Genomic DNA, 15,712 nt, shown 5'->3' on the forward strand with positions numbered 1-15,712 from the left:
AGAACGAGGGAAAAGAAGCCGGAACTCCTATCACGAGATTGACTTACTCTTTTTTCCACCTGATCTATCAGGCATCAAGCTACTGGGTTTTAAGGGGATTTCTTATCTGTACAGTAGACGTTAATGCCCTCGACGAGTTGCTTTTCTGGAGTAGTAGCTTTTTGTAAATTGGTCAAAGCCGCTTCAGCCGCTGAGCGGTCTTTCTTCTGAAATGCTGCTACGAAGTCACGCGTAGCTTTGCTGGTATCGCGGTACATGGTAACAAAACGAGTTTGATAGTCTTGGAGCTTTTGATCGTTAACTTTGATAGCTTCCATGTCTTTAGACGCTTTTTCCATTGCATCGGCTGCCTTGAGCATCGCTTTAGAATCGCTCGCTTGACCACCCTTGGTGATGGATTTCGCTTCAGTGACGGCCTGGTTGGCTACCTTGATAATCTTGTTACACTGAGACACTTTGCTCTCACTACAGCTAACAGTTAATAAGCTAAGGGTAGCCGTCAAGGGAAGAAGGACGAAGTACCGCCTCGGAAAATGCATCTAAATGTTCTCCTAATGAGTTGTAATCGCTCTGGTTGTCGTAGCACATTTTTCCCGTGCTTAAAAGCCTATCGGGATGACACCGTTAATGAAAAAGAGAGTGGGGGAATGTGAGAAGACAGGGGGATACGCCTGACCCAATGAATATGGGGAATTGTTCGACTCTTTCTGTGCGGAACATCTCCCCTGAGAGATGTCCTTCCTTACCCCTCACCCTCTCGTTTATCCGTCGCTTCGATCGCAGCAGCAAGGCGTCCCAGAGTATCTGTAAGCTGGCCTAACTGCCCTAAAGAATCATTTTGGGCTTCCGCCAAGGTTTGCACCGCATCAGTTAAGGCAAAGATCTGGTAACCCTGTTGTTGAACTTGTTGCCCTTGGTGTTGCACTTGAATGGCGAGGGCATCCACTCGCTCAGCTAGACGGTCAATAGTCTCAGTGGTTGCCAGAACGGCCTCTCCAATTTGTCCCACAATTGCCTCCAAACGACTGAGTCGGGCTTCCAATTCAAGAGACTCCTTGGTTACAGGATTTGAGTTGCTTTGAGCCTTTCCAGTCTGGGTGTGTCTATTCACCGGCAATTTTTAATCCAACAACGTAGTTAAACAGTCTCTTAATTCGTAAGAAGTGGCGGCTGTTTTTCATCTGGCTCCCCCAAAAGTAGAGCGGTGTAGCTCCAGTTGTTCCAGGATAGATGGTTCTGGAGCATGATTTTATTGATGACGCCCCTGATGCCACTGCCAAGCATCGCCGATAATTTTACTGAGGTCTGTGTATTGGGGAGACCAACCGAGTATTTTCTGAGCTTTATCACTACTCCCAACTAAAATTGAGGGATCGCCACTTCGGCGATCGCACTCGACTACTTTGATTTCCCTACCTGTTACCAGACGCGCTGTGTCAATCACCTGTCGTACCGAAAAGCCATTGCCATTACCTAAATTAAACGCTTCACTCTTGCCACCTTGCAACAGATACTCGACGCCTAATATATGGGCATGAGCCAAATCACCGACGTGAATATAGTCCCGAAGACAGGTACCATCAGGTGTTGGGTAGTCTGTACCCCAAATAGAAATGGAATCGCGCTTCCCCAAAGCCGTTAGGAGTACCAGGGGAATCAGGTGGGTTTCTGGGTGGTGATCTTCACCAATTAGCCCCTCTGGGTTAGCACCAGCGGCGTTGAAGAAGCGAAAGACCACGGAACGTAAATCATAAGCCCGATCAAAATCAGCCAGTATTTGTTCTACCATCCACTTCGTCGTGGCATAGGGACTCATTGGCTGTTTAGGATGGTCTTCTATCATCGGTACCTCTTTGGGCATCCCGTAGATGGCACAGGTCGAGGGGAAGACCAATTTCTTGACGCCTGCCGCCACCATCGCTTCCAGAAGTGTCAGTGTGCCTGACACATTATTACGGTAGTACTGGGCAGGGTGGGTAACTGACTCTCCTACAGCAATATAGGCAGCAAAATGAATGACAGCTGCGATCGGATAAGTGGCAAATAACCTGTCTAAGGTTGTGCGATCGCCGATGTCTCCGACCACTAACTCCACCTGTAGGATATCTTCTACAAACTCCCGATGCCCATATTCCAGGTTATCCAGGACAATAACGTGATAACCTTCCCGTTGGAGTGCCAACACAGCATGAGAGCCAATATACCCTGCCCCGCCAGTCACTAAAATTGTTGGTTTGACTTGCGACACCTAAAACTCTCCCAGTTTTTCGTTTTATAGCCTAACTTTACAAAAGACGTTAGCTCTTAGAGTCCAAAGTCAACTTTGAACCGAAGGAGATAGTCCCTTGCTCCTTACCGATTGTGGAATGAGGAAGGCTGAATGTCGAATCTAAAACTGGGGGTGCCTCTGCGACACGCCCACTCCCTAAAACTTCATGCTAGACCCTGCCCTAGAGTACCTGCGTGAATTTTCTCCAAACAGCAGATTAAGGAGCCTTGGCTCAATCTCTCGTGGCGAGGTCTCTCCTCCAAAATTGCGCTTGAGCGAGCCTATCGCGTGTCATAGCATCAAGACTGGCTTTTAGCCAATTCTTGCTGCAAATCGCGAGTATAATGCCCGTGTAATAGTGATTTAAACCTTGGTTCAAGCAGATGAAACAACACTGAAACAAAAGTACTACCAGTTATTAGTTGTAAGTTGTTATTTTGAAGGGTCAAGAGAGGGGACTAAATTGAACGTTGTACAGCAAAGCAGAAGCCGTTCGCCTAGCCGCTGAACCAGCCTAGCGTCGGCTAGTCCTTTCGACTTTCAACTGTTCTCCCTAATCCCGACTCCCCAATTACCTTGGCGAGGTTAACAACTCACAACCAACCGCTAACCTTCAACAACTTAGAAGTTCTTAACAATGTTTTTACTACTTACCCAGGTACTACTGTGGCTGCTGATCACAGTTATTATCTACAATTTGCTACTCAAAGTAATCCCCAGAGCGTATCTTACCTTGCTTGGGGGGTTTCTGCTGTTTGCCATCATCGTGCTGGCGTTTTTCTTTCCCAACGATCGCTTGGTCGCAACGGCATGGAGCATTCTCTCGTTCCCCCTCAAACCCGTAGGAGCCACTATTGTGCTGCTAGCTGCAGCCTTGAATCAGGGGCTTAAGAAGAACCTGATTATGGCAGCCCTGCTGATTTTACTGATCTCAAGTGTTCCAATTGTGAGTACTGTGCTAGCTCGACCCCTTGAACTGGGGGAAGTATCCAGGCCAGCCACTACGGCTGCGGCACCTGCTGGGGCGATTGTCGTACTGGGGCAGGGAACCACACAACCCAGTCTCCCCCCCCGACCACAAATTCAGCTCACGGATGAGGGCAGCAACCGCCTCCGTCGCGCTGCCCAGCTGTATCAGGAGCAGACCAATAGGGGGAATCAACCGATCATAATTGCCAGTGCTGGTTCTGAGGCCAATAATGTAGCGAGCGTGCTGACACAATTTGGTGTTCCACAAGGTCAGATTGTTACTGAATCCAGAAGCCAAGACCTTCGCACAAGCGCTGAGCAGGTAAAAGATATCTTGAGAAGTCGAGCCATAGGAAACAGACCAATTTTCCTTGTTACCTCTGCCATCAATAGCCGCCGCGCTAGACTGGCTTTTTCCCAAGTCGGCATTCGCGTCATTACCCAACCCGCTAATTTTGTTTCGACTGAGCCGGGAACGAGAGAAGCACGAAACATTACGATTCAATCGTTTATCCCTAGTGTCGATGCCCTCAGCGTTAGCACGCGGATTCTTGAGGAATTCTATACCACCATCTACTACTCTTTACGAGGCTGGCTATCTCCAACAGCCACTTGAACAGTCTCTATAAACCTCTCTTGTCTAAGAGACAAATTTTTGAGAATCCCCTTTGTTTGAAGCTGGGGGATTCTTTCGTTTATTAGACCTTTTATGAAAATAGGTTGTAATATCAAATCCGGTTGATTGCATCTGTATGCAATCATGCTGGAGTTAGCAATCGTTTAAAATTAAGAATTGTTATATTTGTAACATGGCTAACTCCAGGCTGCAAAAACTACTGACTTACCTGCGTCCTCATTCTTTAGACGCATCACTAGGTGTCCTTGCCCTCTTGATTGTCAATGGACTTGGTGTCTATATCCCTCTACTAATTAGGGATGGTATTGACGAACTGCGTACAGCATTCGACTTTGATCACACTTGGCGCTTTGTAGGGCTGATCATTCTCCTCGCCTCATTGATGTGGGTGATTCGGATGGTGTCACGCATCCTATTGTTTGGGGTAGGGCGTAAGGTTGAATTTGATCTCAAGCAAAAGATTTTTCAGCATCTGCTAACGCTGGAGCCGTCCTATTTTTCTCGGAATACATCTGGAGATTTAATTAACCGAGCTACCAGTGATGTTGATAATATTCGTCGTCTGTTGGGGTTTGCGGTTTTGAGTTTGGCAAATACTGTATTTGCCTATGGCTTAACGCTACCGGTAATGATGTCAATTAACTTGCAGTTGACTCTGTTAGCGATCGCTGTTTATCCCCTCATGCTGATTACCGTCCAGCTTTTTAGTGAAAAGCTGCGTACCCAACAACTAACGGTACAAGAAGAACTCTCCAACTTGAGCGAAATGATTCAGGAAGACATGAGCGGCATCTCCCTGATTAAAATCTACGCTCAGGAGACAAACGAACGCCGAGCTTTTCGACGCCTCAATGGACAGTTGTTAGAGGCAAATCTGGATTTGGCAAAAACTCGGAACGTTCTATTTCCGGTTATTGAAGCCCTCGCCTATGTCAGTTTACTGGTATTACTGTGGCTAGGTTCTGGGTTGATTTCCTCAGGTAAGATTACTGTGGGTGATTTCGTGGCGCTGCTTCTTTACTCAGAGCGTCTTGTGTTCCCCACTGCACTCTTAGGTTTTACCATTACAGCCTATCAACGAGGTGAAGTGAGTATTGACCGCATTGAGTCGATTCTCACTGTTCAACCCCAGATTAAAGATGATTCTAATCCGATTCAACTACCGACACCCGTGAAAGGTCAGTTGACGGCACGACATCTAAGTTACACTTACCCTGGTGCAAAAACTCCAGCACTCAAAGACGTCAGCTTTACGATTAATGCCGGTGAAACGGTGGCCATTGTAGGAGCCATTGGTTCGGGAAAATCCACCTTAGCTAATGCTATTCCTCGCTTGTTGGATATTGAGGATAATCAGCTATTTTTGGATGGATATGATCTGACACGGATGCGATTGCAAGGCTTGCGAAGTGCGATCGCTTATGTCCCTCAAGACAGCTTCCTGTTCAGCACCAGTATTAAAAACAACATCCGCTACGGCAACCCCTTAGCCGAACAATCGGATATTGAGTATACCGCCAAGCAAGCACAAATCCACGCCGAAATTCTCAACTTCCCTCAGCAATATGACACGCTTGTCGGAGAACGGGGTATCACCCTCTCTGGTGGTCAAAGACAGCGTACCTCTCTAGCCAGAGCATTGTTGATGGATGCACCTATTCTCATTTTGGATGATGCCCTCTCTAGCGTAGATAATCAGACCGCTACCCAAATTCTGGCAAATCTTGCCGAAGGCGTTCAGCGCAAAACCGTGATTTTTATTTCCCATCAACTCTCAGCTGCGGCTACGGCTGACCGAATTTTTGTCATGGATGCAGGACAAATTGTGCAAAGCGGCAGCCATAGTGAACTGTTGGCAAGTCAGGGTGTGTACCGATCGCTTTGGAGTCAGCATCAATTAGAAGAATTACTTCGTTGAATACTCCGGACAAGCCTTAATCTTCGGCTTCTACCTCTGGCTTACGGCATAAAGAAGTAGCCTGAGAGCAGAAGTACGATGCTCTTATTTTCAAGCTCTCGCCTTTTTTTGTGCCGAGTTCTTCCAAAAGATAGATGCTTTAAGGTTTTTAATGAAAATACAGTAACTGTGATAAATTTTAATATCTCTTAACAGGAGACTTCGGTAAAAATGGATAGTCTTACCAAGACGGTTAAGAAGTTTGCTGCGATCGCAGGAGCAGCTAGTGCTTTAGTGACGCTTCCGGTGTTCGCGCAGAACATGCCAACAGGCAACATGCAGACTCAACCCCCTACGATGAGGACTCAGCCTCAAGTCCAACCTAAGCCGATGACTCCATCTGCCTCGCCAAGCAGAACCTCAACAAAGGCACGGGGTAACGTTGTTGATGTGGCTGCTGCTAGTGGCTCTTTCAAAACCTTAACCGCAGCGTTGAAAGCAGCAGGTTTAGATAAAGCCTTAGCCTCCGGAGGCCCTTACACAATTTTTGCGCCGACGGATGAAGCCTTTGCAGCTCTGCCCAAAGGTACAGTGGAGGAACTGTTAAAGCCAGAGAACCGAGACACGTTAGTTAAAATTCTTACTTACCATGTGGTTCCCGGTGAGAACACTTCTAAAAAATTGAAATCAGGCGAAGCTAAAACTCTCGAAGGTGCTCCTGTGGAAGTGAAGGTGTCCTCGAATGGCGTCAGGGTTAATGATGCCACAGTGGTTAAAGCGGACATTCAAGCTAGCAATGGCGTCATTCACGTCATTAATAAGGTAATTATGCCGCCTATGGAGAAGCCGTCAAGCACGAGCGGTAGCTCTGCTAGGTAGAAGCAAGACAAAAGCAATCTTTGCTTTGTGTCACTGCTACAAGTAACCGATTGGGAGCCAAAAATTGGTTTTCAGTCGGTTACTTTGCTGTTGAGTAAATCATTAAGTGAGAAAAATAACTGTCCACCAAGAGCAGTGAGTGTGGTAAAGTACCAAAATCTAATCGGTTCAAGTGGGGGTCAGCCACTAGAGGTAACGGGGAAAGTTCGGTGCAAATCCGGCGCTGTACCGCAGCTGTGTTGAGTTAACCCATAGGGAACTCAGGAGCCAGAATGCCCACCGATATAGTGATCACTCAGATGTGCGGTCTACACGATCGAGGTCAAACATGAAAACGTCTTCAATTAACACTCTTGGTTCCCTAAAGCAGCGGACAGTTCGTCTGACGCTATCGTTGCCGGTGCAAGCCACACTTTACACTTCGTTGTGTGCTTTGACACTTTGGACAATTTACTTTTCTACATATCCTGCGGTTCATAACCAGATGCATTCCCTACGTCACCACACTTTCATGGTGAGTTGTCACTAATCCTCCGAGTTTGGAGATAGCAGGAGTTCAACATCAGTAATGTTTAAATCTAAGGTGGCTGCTCTCATCAGCATGTTTTGCCTGATGGGTACAGTTTTCTACGGCTTAGTGGTATCTTCCCAGACACCACAACCTTCTATTCGCTTGAGTGCAGAGCCACCCATTAGCCAAATTTTACCCTTTGAAGCGGAGGCAAGTGTAACACCGTCTCCGGTGAAATTAACCCTGCAAGCCTTAGATGCTGCGGGACAATCTCTAGAGAATGCCAAAATTCACTTACAAATTCTCACTCCGCCTAAAAATCCTTGGTTCCCCACCGATTTTCCGATTGTAGAGGGAACGGAGTTACTCAATCTTGAGGCCGTTGCTCCCAAAGGTGAGTTGCAAATTCAGCAAATGCTGCCTATTCGGGGTAAGTATCAACTGCTAGTGGAAGTCACTCCAAGTGTTGCGGAGGCTTTTACCCCATTTCTTCAAACTCTAACATTATCTGTGCCGGAAAATTCGATTAAATATCGCAATTTTGGCATTTTAGTCTTGGTTTTATTCGCTGTTGGAATTGGTGGCGGTTTGGTACTGGGGGGAGAGCAACAAATTCAAGAGGGAGAAATTGCACCGCAACGGGTAAGACTGTTATTGAGTGGGGCAATAATAGTGGCGATTATCTCCTTACTATTTATTAATATCACCGCTGAACTTGCCGAGTCTCATACAGCTCATCACAAGCATCATGCTCCAAATTCGGAAGAGCCAGCCATGCTCCAGTCTCAGGGTGTCGAAGCACGACTATCAGGGGATATAGAGGCAACTGTCGGTCAACTGGCTAACTTAGCCGTTCAAGTTAGCGATACTCAAACAGGACAGCCTGTTACTGATGCGATTTTAAACATCAAAGTTACTCCACTTGAGGATAAATGGGTTGCCTTTGCTTATCAAGGAGTAACAGATACAAAGGGTCAGCTGAAATGGGAGCAACAGTTTTTTGATGGTGCACCTCACAAAGTTACCGTAGAAGTTTCTCCCCAGCCCCAGGCTCAACACCAGTTTTCACCCTTGAAAGTGGTCAAAGAAATTGCTGTAGAAGGAGTGGCTCCTCCCCTACAAAGTCGGTTAATTGTCTTGGCTTACTTCACCAGTTTTATAGTGCTGGGTTTAGTTATTGGACTTCAGTTAAGACGCCGCTCAGTTTGGCGATACGGAAATTGATGAGTACACAACACGTTCTATTTGTTTGCAAAACATGTGCGACTGTTTATGTACAAGGAAAACCGCAAGGGAAAAGCGGCGGACAGGAGTTATTAGAGCAATTGCAGGAACTTTACTCAGACTGGGAATTGCGGGATGAGTTTCAGCTTCAGGAAGCGGAATGTATGAGTGCTTGCAGTCGCTCCTGTGCGGTTTCCTTTGTGGCTCCTGGCAAGTACACTTATCTATTTGGCGACTTACCTGCCACAGAAAGTGCAGAGGCCGTCTTGAAGTGTGCAAAGCTTTATTTTGAGAATCCTCAGGGATATTTGGCGTGGGCAGAGCGGCCTAAGCCTTTGAAAAATGGAGTTCTTGCTCGGATTCCGTCGGTTTCATAATTTCTAATAATGAGAAATGAGAGGGGATATATCCCCTCTCAAACATCTCACTTGAGTTAAGAATTTATTGTTGGAAGCTCCTAATTCAAAACTCCAAGCTCTCTACACCAACCATTCGGTAACAGCTTCTTCTTTGGTGTTGGTATTGCGCGATGGGGTCTCGCGGTTGAATTTCATGTGGATAGAGCGAGTTTGCACGCCATCCGCTGCCACTGCCATAATTGGGTAGTCAATCAGACCATCCTGGAATGACATCTGGAAGCGGAAAGTACCATCAGGATTGAGCTTGATGGGACGACCGCCAATGGTCACGGTAGCATCCGGTTCAGTAGCACCGTAGACAATTAACTCAGCATCTGCAACCAACCAGAACTGGCGAGGACGCATTGGCACCGCAGATGCGGAGAAGCCAACCCCAGACATACCAACGCCGGACATTGTTAAACCAGACACCGTTGGGACAGCCCACATGCCAACGCCAGAGGGGAAGACGTATGAGCTGAGTGACTGCTCATGAATCGGAGCTTGCTGCATGGAACCGTACAGAGAACCAGCAACTCGCTGAGCTTCGGCAGATTTTGCCATGCCAAAGATTTGGTCGTAGATGGGGTTGCCTGCCTCTGCGGTAACGGTACTCCGCTTGCTGGGGGGAACCAAGGTGTAAACAGTTTTGCCACGCAGGTCGTCATCCCAACCAACGGTGATGAATTGGTCTTCAATCCAGTCACTGGGATACACAGGAGGAACGCGCACTGGTGCGGAACGAGCCAGAATCAGCCAGCGACCATCGGCACAGCGATAGCCAATATCTACCGCATAATCGCGATCGCTCACAGGCATGGGCAAATACCATTCCCGTGCTAGCTCGTCACAAGGATATTCCTGGACGCTATGGGGGCTTTGGCTGTTAACGTCGATGTCTGTGACATCATAAATCCGCAGTGCTAGCTGTTGCCCTCCCTGACGTCGCAGGTCTTCTTTATGCTCATTAGAAATATCCCAATAGGCATAAGACCATTGTGGGTCACGCGGCATCAGGACAATCCGGCTTTCACCGTAGCCCCCTGGTAAATCAGCTAATCCTTCATCGACAGAAGCGAGGGTACCGCCGGTGCGATCGTCCTGACCTAATTCAAACTTTGCTGCTTCCACTTCTTCTTGTGCCTCCACTGTGCGAGATGGACTTGTAGAGATTTTCGTGCGTTGTATCTTTTGAATTTCTGCCAGCAGCTGCGCCTTGCGCATCCGGCTGTAACGAGAGATGCCATATTCACTAGCAACTTTACGCAGTTGCCGCAAGGTCATCTCTTCTAAGGGTGGGCGTTCTTTTGCCATGATGTGTGCTCTCCAATAGTTAGGACGGCAGGGATGTCAATCCTGATGAATTAAAGGCAAAAATTGGGTTTGTCATACAGCACTTCCAAGGCTGTAATTCTAGGCTTTTCAACTTTTTAGTCACTCACTGCTTTTGATTTGTGATGTCCTGCTGACTAAGTCAAAGGGAGCATCATTCATACAGGTATTTGGGATCGAGCCAGCCGTCGATGAACTCAGAAAGGCTAAGCAATTAGCTTTTCTTCGGGATCGCTTTATGAATCTATGTAACAGAAGATCCCTAGGTACGGTCAAGGGGATTGATCGACTGATTTCCGGTAGATTGACGAATTTACAGGCATCGTGGGACTCAAATGTCATGATACTATGACATTAAGCCGCTGAGCTGGGATCATATGTTTCCGAACTTCCACTCGGCTCACTCCTAGAGCCCTCGCCGGATTGGCTGGAAAAGTCAAGATTTGATGACAATAAAAAAGTAGAGGCGCGAACAATCGCGTCTCTACCGACGACTGATTCAACCTCCTCTAAGCGCAGTCAGAGTTCCAGATTTGTGGGAACAGACTTTCTCTGGCAGAAAGTACCTACAGAAAAACCCTGGCGGGGCAACCACGGGGGGATTGCCCCTACCATCAATGAACCGATGCTCTATGGCGAGTAGTTTAGGATTTCATAGCCTGTTCAAAGCGTTTGTTCACTTCATTCCAGTTAATGACGTTCCACCAGGCGGTTAAATAATCAGCACGCTTATTCTGATATTTCAAATAGTAGGCGTGTTCCCACACATCATTAGCCAGGATGGGGATACTACCCTCCATTAAAGGACTATCTTGATTTGCCGTACTGATGACTTGTAGCTTGCCCTCTTTGGTGCGAACAAGCCAAGCCCAGCCACTACCAAAACGTTTGAGACCGGCATCGTTGAATTGTTGCTTAAAAGCATCAAAGCTGCCAAACGTATCTGTAATTGCTTTAGCGATCGCACCCTGTGGTTCACCGCCCCCATTGGGACCCATGATTTCCCAGAACATGGTGTGATTCACATGACCCCCAGCGTTGTTACGTACCGTTGTGCGAATATCTTCCGGCACACTGTTGAGGTTGCGCAGCAAGTCTTCAGCACTCTTGCTTTTGAGTTGTGGGTACTTATTGATGGCGTCATTCAAGTTCTTGACATAAGCCGCATGGTGCTTGTCGTGGTGAAAGCGCATCGTTGCTTCATCGATATGCGGTTCCAGGGCTTTGTAGTCATAGGGTAGAGGTGGTAGTTTAAACGTCTCTCCTCCCGCATTTTGCTTGTTATCTGGAAGCGGTTTTGCAACGGGTTCAGCAACACATGCTAAAGTTCCAAAAGCGGCTGCTCCCGTAGTAAAACCGAGTAAAGCTAAAAAATTACGACGATTAAGAGCCATAAGTGTGATTACTTACTGAAATTGACAGCCTTACTATAATTGCGAACGGTTCGCTTTTCATCTTTCTTCCCCTGTACAGACCGGGGATAGTCGTTACTCCGACTATAACGGGAGAGGATGCCAAGTGAAGAAATCCTCATCCTCGTTGAGGATTGAACCAGCCCTTTAGAGAGCGATCGCCCAAAGCCGTTCATGTTCTGACTTTTCACGGAAAGTTCTGAACCTTTAACAGGTAAAAGGTTAACGGGGAAGGAGAAAAGGAGCTTATGAATCCTTTAACCCTTTCCCTTTCCCCTTTTTCCCCAGCAGTCTATAAACATGCCGTGAAAAGTCAGGTTCATGTTTCGTCTGGCTGTTAAGTTCAAAATCTCAAAGTTTTGGATAACCCTTTGGACTGCTAGTCTTATCCAAGAACACTGGAAAATTAGTCTACATGGGTAAACTTCGAGCCTTAATTTTTGACGTTGATGGCACGTTGGCGAATACTGAACGGGATGGTCATCGGGTGGCTTTCAATCGTGCCTTTGCTAGCTCGGGACTGAATTGGAATTGGTCAGTCTTGTTGTACGGTGAATTACTGGCGATCGCAGGTGGCAAAGAGCGCATTCGCTTTTTTATCGACGAGTACCGACCTGATTTCGAGTATCCTACCGATCTAGACCAGTTTATCGCCGACCTTCACGCCACGAAAACTCGGTATTACCAACAACTAGTAGCCGAAGGGTGTATCCCATTGCGCCGTGGAGTAAAGCGATTGTTGAAAGAGGCGAGAGAACAAGGGATGCGCTTGGCGATCGCCACCACCGCTGCTTTACCAAATGTCACGGCCTTATTAGATCATACCCTTGGCTCAGATAGCCAATCTTGGTTTGAGGTGATTGCCGCAGGTGACATCGTACCAGCCAAAAAGCCAGCCCCAGATGTTTATCACTACGTGCTGAAGGCTATGAACTTAGAAGCACAGGATTGTCTGGTGTTTGAGGACTCGCATCACGGTTTATTGGCATCCTCTCAAGCGGGATTGAAGACGGTTGTTACCGTCAACACCTATACGCGATACCAAAATTTTTCGGGTGCCTTATTGGTATTGAATCACTTGGGAGAACCCGATCAACCCTTTACGGTGTTCGCTGGAAATGCTGGAGATAGAATTTACTTAGATATGGCACTTGCATATCATCTACACGGTAAATAATCGCTCAAGGAACGATTCGCCAATCCGGGATTTTCCCAAAATAGTTATCCAAAAATATGGGGCGGACAAGATGCCCACCCATCGCTCTCGTAAAAACCCTTCACTAAAACAGAAGAGATTGGTGAAGGTTTCCCTCCACTTGTAAACCTCGATTGCAAATCAGTGCAGAATCTTTACTGAGCGTGTAAACTGTGCAATAGATCACATGCTTAGGTGATTCACCATTGCACAGTTCGGTGATTCTCCTCACAGAACACAGAGAGAACCATCATCGTCTCCAAAGGCTTTCGCTCACTAAGCGCACTCCAGCACTGCTGGTACTGACTGTGTGCCAGTTTACGATCGCCTATGGTATCTCCATGCACCTTACCTCGTCTCACTAGTAGACATCCTCTCGTTCAGAACCTAGAGCAGAGCTTGGTAAACTTACCGAAGGAACCTTCCTCTGCAAGAGCGGACAAATCAAGCCAATTATCACAAAATCTTTCTCTTCCACAAGCACAAGACCTGATCTGTCAATTTTTTCTTGAGCAAATCAAGCAACAGTCCCCTGAAGTAGTTTTACAAGAATTTAAGCATTTATTCATTGAACCAACAGGCACACTTAACTCAACGCCTCGTCAAGCTTTAAATTTGATTATTTCTTCAGGCTCTGAAGAAATTTTTCTGACTACGTTGAAACGGTCTATTTATATTCTGGTCAACAACTGGAATACAGAAAGACAGGAACAGTACATACAGGAATTGGTGAATCTTCTCTCAACCTCCCTTGACCCTAAAAAGATATGTACGGTTATTGTTAAGCGTTCGATATTGTGGCGGCGTAAATTTGTCAATAGTCAGGATTACCAAGACCTGACATTATTTGCCTCAAAATATGAAAATCGTAACCAAGAACACTGGAGCCAGCGATACAAATCATACTTGTTGGTTTCTCAGTCAGTTGATGTCAGAAAACCGCTAGAACAGCAAGAAGCAGCGCGAACCTACTCTCAACAGCTTAAAGAGAGGTTTAAGATTGACCTGGCAATGTACACGGCTCGTTACTCGTCTGCACCTTGCCAGCAAAGCACCTTACCGAACCCAACTCGTCTCGGTGATGAAGTCCTGCGTTTAATCCAGAAAATCTTAAACCAGCGCAATCGCTTCAGTTATGCCAGTTTAGCTAGAATCTTCCTTAATCAAACTCAACAGATTCGCTACAAACTTTTTAAACAAAGCCTTCTTAATTATTTATTATTCTCTCTAGGTGATCAAGATTTAACTGAGACAATCAAGACCCAGCTTGCTTCTGTGTTAAACACTCTCTACCAATCCTACGAGAACCAGCCTTGGGATAATTGCCTGCTCCTGAGAACTTGTAATCGCGTCATTGAATATTTGACAACAGTCGATGGAAAAAATCCTTCTCTACTATTCATTTTATTGGCAACTCAAGGAAAGTCTTTAACGTTAGCAACTCTTCTGCTCAAAATTATTTTGATTTGTCCGTCAAGTCACACTCATTTGGAATGCTGTCTTGCTCAACTCATTCAGAATTATCAATGCCAGTCAGAATCCGAGTGCCAGTGGCTAACGAATTTTTTAGAAGTTATCCAGCTGACATTAACAATCTATGCCGAAGACGTGCGATACGATTTGGTAAATATGTCAGACTGTCAACCAGAGACCAATGGCAACGAAAAGGGAAATTTCTATCGAATTTTTTCTCAAATAAAAGGTGAAGCCAAAAAATTAAAAGAGCGGCTGAATAGCCTGTCTGAATTGATTCATCGAGACAACTTAACTGGAGAAAAGACAAGTGTTGTGAGAGCTTGAACTGGCAGCGTTAGCATGAAGTACATTTGCCTGTTACGCATTCTAAACTTCCCTTAAGATAGATGCGATAACTTCTTTAGCTTTGTTAGTATAAAAAAGCAGTTTGCGTAGCGTTCTTCGTAGGAGTAGGCAAGAGGCAAAAGGCAAAAGGAAAGAAAGTTTGTACAGTAAGTTTTTTAACCTTTTTCAACTGAATAGTTATTTTCGCCATGCTGCACTAGGGTGCCCCATCCCCTTCTACCAAACAAACGCCTGTTAACGTTTGCGCGGCATTTTTTCCTAGGAACTTCTGGTAGCCCATAGCAGAGCGTAGCCCAGGGTAGCGATCGCATCAGTGAATCGCAAACAGGGTGGAGCGAGTACCAACCCTGGTGAACTGTGCCTAAGATCACAGGCAATAAGTAATTCTGCTCACCCAAAGCTAGGACACCTGTCATCACCTCAAGCACTTTTCAATCACTCAGCATAGTTAAGAAATCCTGGATACTGTTTGGGTGCAAGTTTCCAACTGTGGTATGGTATCTGCAAGCGTCCTGCCTCAACTCACTACTAAACATCCTCTAGTTCTGAGTCTAGAGCAAAGTCTGGTGAGCCTACCTAAGGAACCTTCCAGTGCAAGATTAGATAAATTGAACAGATCGGCACAAAATCTTTCTCTTTCACAAGCGCAGGATTTGATCTGCCAGTTTTTTCTGGAAGCACTCAAACAACAGTCTCCTGAGTTGGTTTTACAGAACTTTAAGCATTTATTTATTCAGCCAACAGAAGCTATCAACTCAACACCTCGCCACGCTCTAGGCTTCATTATTGCTTCAGGCTCCGAAGAAACCTTCATTCATACATCTAAACGCTCACTTTATATTCTCGTTAACAACTGGAGTGCGGCAAGGCAGCAAAAGTATGTACAGCAATTAGTGCAACTGCTTTCAACTTCGCTGAACACTCAAACAATATGTACTGTTACTCTTAAACGCCTGACACTGTGGCGACGCAACTTTGTCAACAGCCAAGATTACCAAGAGCTGAAGCTATTTGCTGGCAAATATGAAAATCGTAATCAAGAACACTGGAGCCATCGCTACAGCTCTTACCTACTAGTTTCTCAAGCCGTCGATGTGAGAAAGCCACTAGAGCAGCAAGAAGCAGCACGAACCTATTCCAAACAACTCAAAGAGCGATTCAAGTATGA

13 protein-coding genes, 1 pseudogene and 1 riboswitch are annotated in these 15,712 nt (G+C 46.2%); of the genes and pseudogenes, 8 read left to right on the top strand and 6 right to left on the bottom strand.

The genetic code is table 11. From position 1 onward, the window contains the following. Positions 1–89 precede the first annotated feature (89 nt). The 3 genes from V6C93_RS26405 to galE form a co-directional block, all read right to left on the bottom strand. A complete protein-coding gene (locus V6C93_RS26405) occupies positions 90–539 on the bottom strand; it encodes a hypothetical protein (RefSeq protein WP_333479647.1) in 450 nt (149 codons plus the stop codon). A gap of 203 nt (positions 540–742) precedes the next feature. Continuing rightward, positions 743–1,042 carry a hypothetical protein gene (locus tag V6C93_RS26410; protein ID WP_349262851.1) on the bottom strand — a complete coding sequence of 100 codons (300 nt, stop codon included), beginning with the start codon at positions 1,040–1,042 and terminating at the stop codon, positions 743–745. A 207-nt stretch (positions 1,043–1,249) separates the two neighbouring features. After that, on the bottom strand, positions 1,250–2,248 hold the full coding sequence (galE, locus tag V6C93_RS26415) for a UDP-glucose 4-epimerase GalE (RefSeq protein ID WP_333479649.1): 999 nt from the start codon (positions 2,246–2,248) through the stop codon (positions 1,250–1,252). A gap of 658 nt (positions 2,249–2,906) precedes the next feature. On the opposite strand from galE, the gene V6C93_RS26420 reads away from it, so the two are divergent. From V6C93_RS26420 to V6C93_RS26445, 5 genes are all read left to right on the top strand, one after another. After that, complete coding sequence (locus V6C93_RS26420) at positions 2,907–3,854, top strand: YdcF family protein (RefSeq protein WP_333479650.1); 948 nt, start codon at positions 2,907–2,909, stop codon at positions 3,852–3,854. 193 nt (positions 3,855–4,047) lie between these two features. Next, the gene (locus V6C93_RS26425) at positions 4,048–5,793 is read left to right on the top strand and encodes an ABC transporter ATP-binding protein (RefSeq protein ID WP_333479651.1); all 1,746 of its coding nucleotides are present in this window, start codon (positions 4,048–4,050) and stop codon (positions 5,791–5,793) included. 210 nt (positions 5,794–6,003) lie between these two features. Further along, on the top strand, positions 6,004–6,651 hold the full coding sequence (locus V6C93_RS26430) for a fasciclin domain-containing protein (protein WP_333479652.1): 648 nt from the start codon (positions 6,004–6,006) through the stop codon (positions 6,649–6,651). Positions 6,652–6,798: 147 nt separating this feature from the next. Beyond that, a riboswitch (cobalamin riboswitch) is annotated at positions 6,799–6,949 on the top strand. 270 nt (positions 6,950–7,219) lie between these two features. Beyond that, positions 7,220–8,386, top strand: coding sequence for a hypothetical protein (locus V6C93_RS26440; RefSeq protein ID WP_333479654.1), 1,167 nt, complete (start codon positions 7,220–7,222; stop codon positions 8,384–8,386). Then, entirely contained in the window at positions 8,386–8,763 is a 378-nt protein-coding gene (locus V6C93_RS26445; protein ID WP_333479655.1) for a DUF1636 domain-containing protein, read from the top strand. Before V6C93_RS26440 ends, V6C93_RS26445 begins: the two co-directional genes overlap by 1 nt. A gap of 102 nt (positions 8,764–8,865) precedes the next feature. Here V6C93_RS26445 and V6C93_RS26450 read toward each other — a convergent pair whose 3' ends face one another. The 3 genes from V6C93_RS26450 to V6C93_RS26460 all read right to left on the bottom strand — a co-directional run bounded on the left by V6C93_RS26450 (position 8,866) and on the right by V6C93_RS26460 (position 11,719). Continuing rightward, positions 8,866–10,098, bottom strand: a complete 1,233-nt coding sequence (locus tag V6C93_RS26450; protein WP_333479656.1) for a DUF4912 domain-containing protein — start codon at positions 10,096–10,098, stop codon at positions 8,866–8,868. A 662-nt stretch (positions 10,099–10,760) separates the two neighbouring features. Next, positions 10,761–11,510, bottom strand: a complete 750-nt coding sequence (locus tag V6C93_RS26455; RefSeq protein WP_333479657.1) for a superoxide dismutase — start codon at positions 11,508–11,510, stop codon at positions 10,761–10,763. 8 nt (positions 11,511–11,518) lie between these two features. Further along, on the bottom strand, positions 11,519–11,719 hold the full coding sequence (locus V6C93_RS26460; RefSeq protein ID WP_333479658.1) for a hypothetical protein: 201 nt from the start codon (positions 11,717–11,719) through the stop codon (positions 11,519–11,521). Between the two features lie 224 nt (positions 11,720–11,943). On the opposite strand from V6C93_RS26460, the gene V6C93_RS26465 reads away from it, so the two are divergent. The 3 genes and pseudogenes from V6C93_RS26465 to V6C93_RS26475 all read left to right on the top strand — a co-directional run. Next, positions 11,944–12,705, top strand: a complete 762-nt coding sequence (locus V6C93_RS26465) for an HAD family hydrolase (protein WP_333479659.1) — start codon at positions 11,944–11,946, stop codon at positions 12,703–12,705. 348 nt (positions 12,706–13,053) lie between these two features. Continuing rightward, entirely contained in the window at positions 13,054–14,523 is a 1,470-nt protein-coding gene (locus V6C93_RS26470) for a hypothetical protein (RefSeq protein ID WP_333479660.1), read from the top strand. 515 nt (positions 14,524–15,038) lie between these two features. Further along, positions 15,039–15,712, top strand: a pseudogene (locus tag V6C93_RS26475) (hypothetical protein); the annotation flags it as partial.

The organism is Allocoleopsis sp., from assembly GCF_036703385.1.
GTDB lineage: Bacteria > Cyanobacteriota > Cyanobacteriia > Cyanobacteriales > Coleofasciculaceae > Allocoleopsis.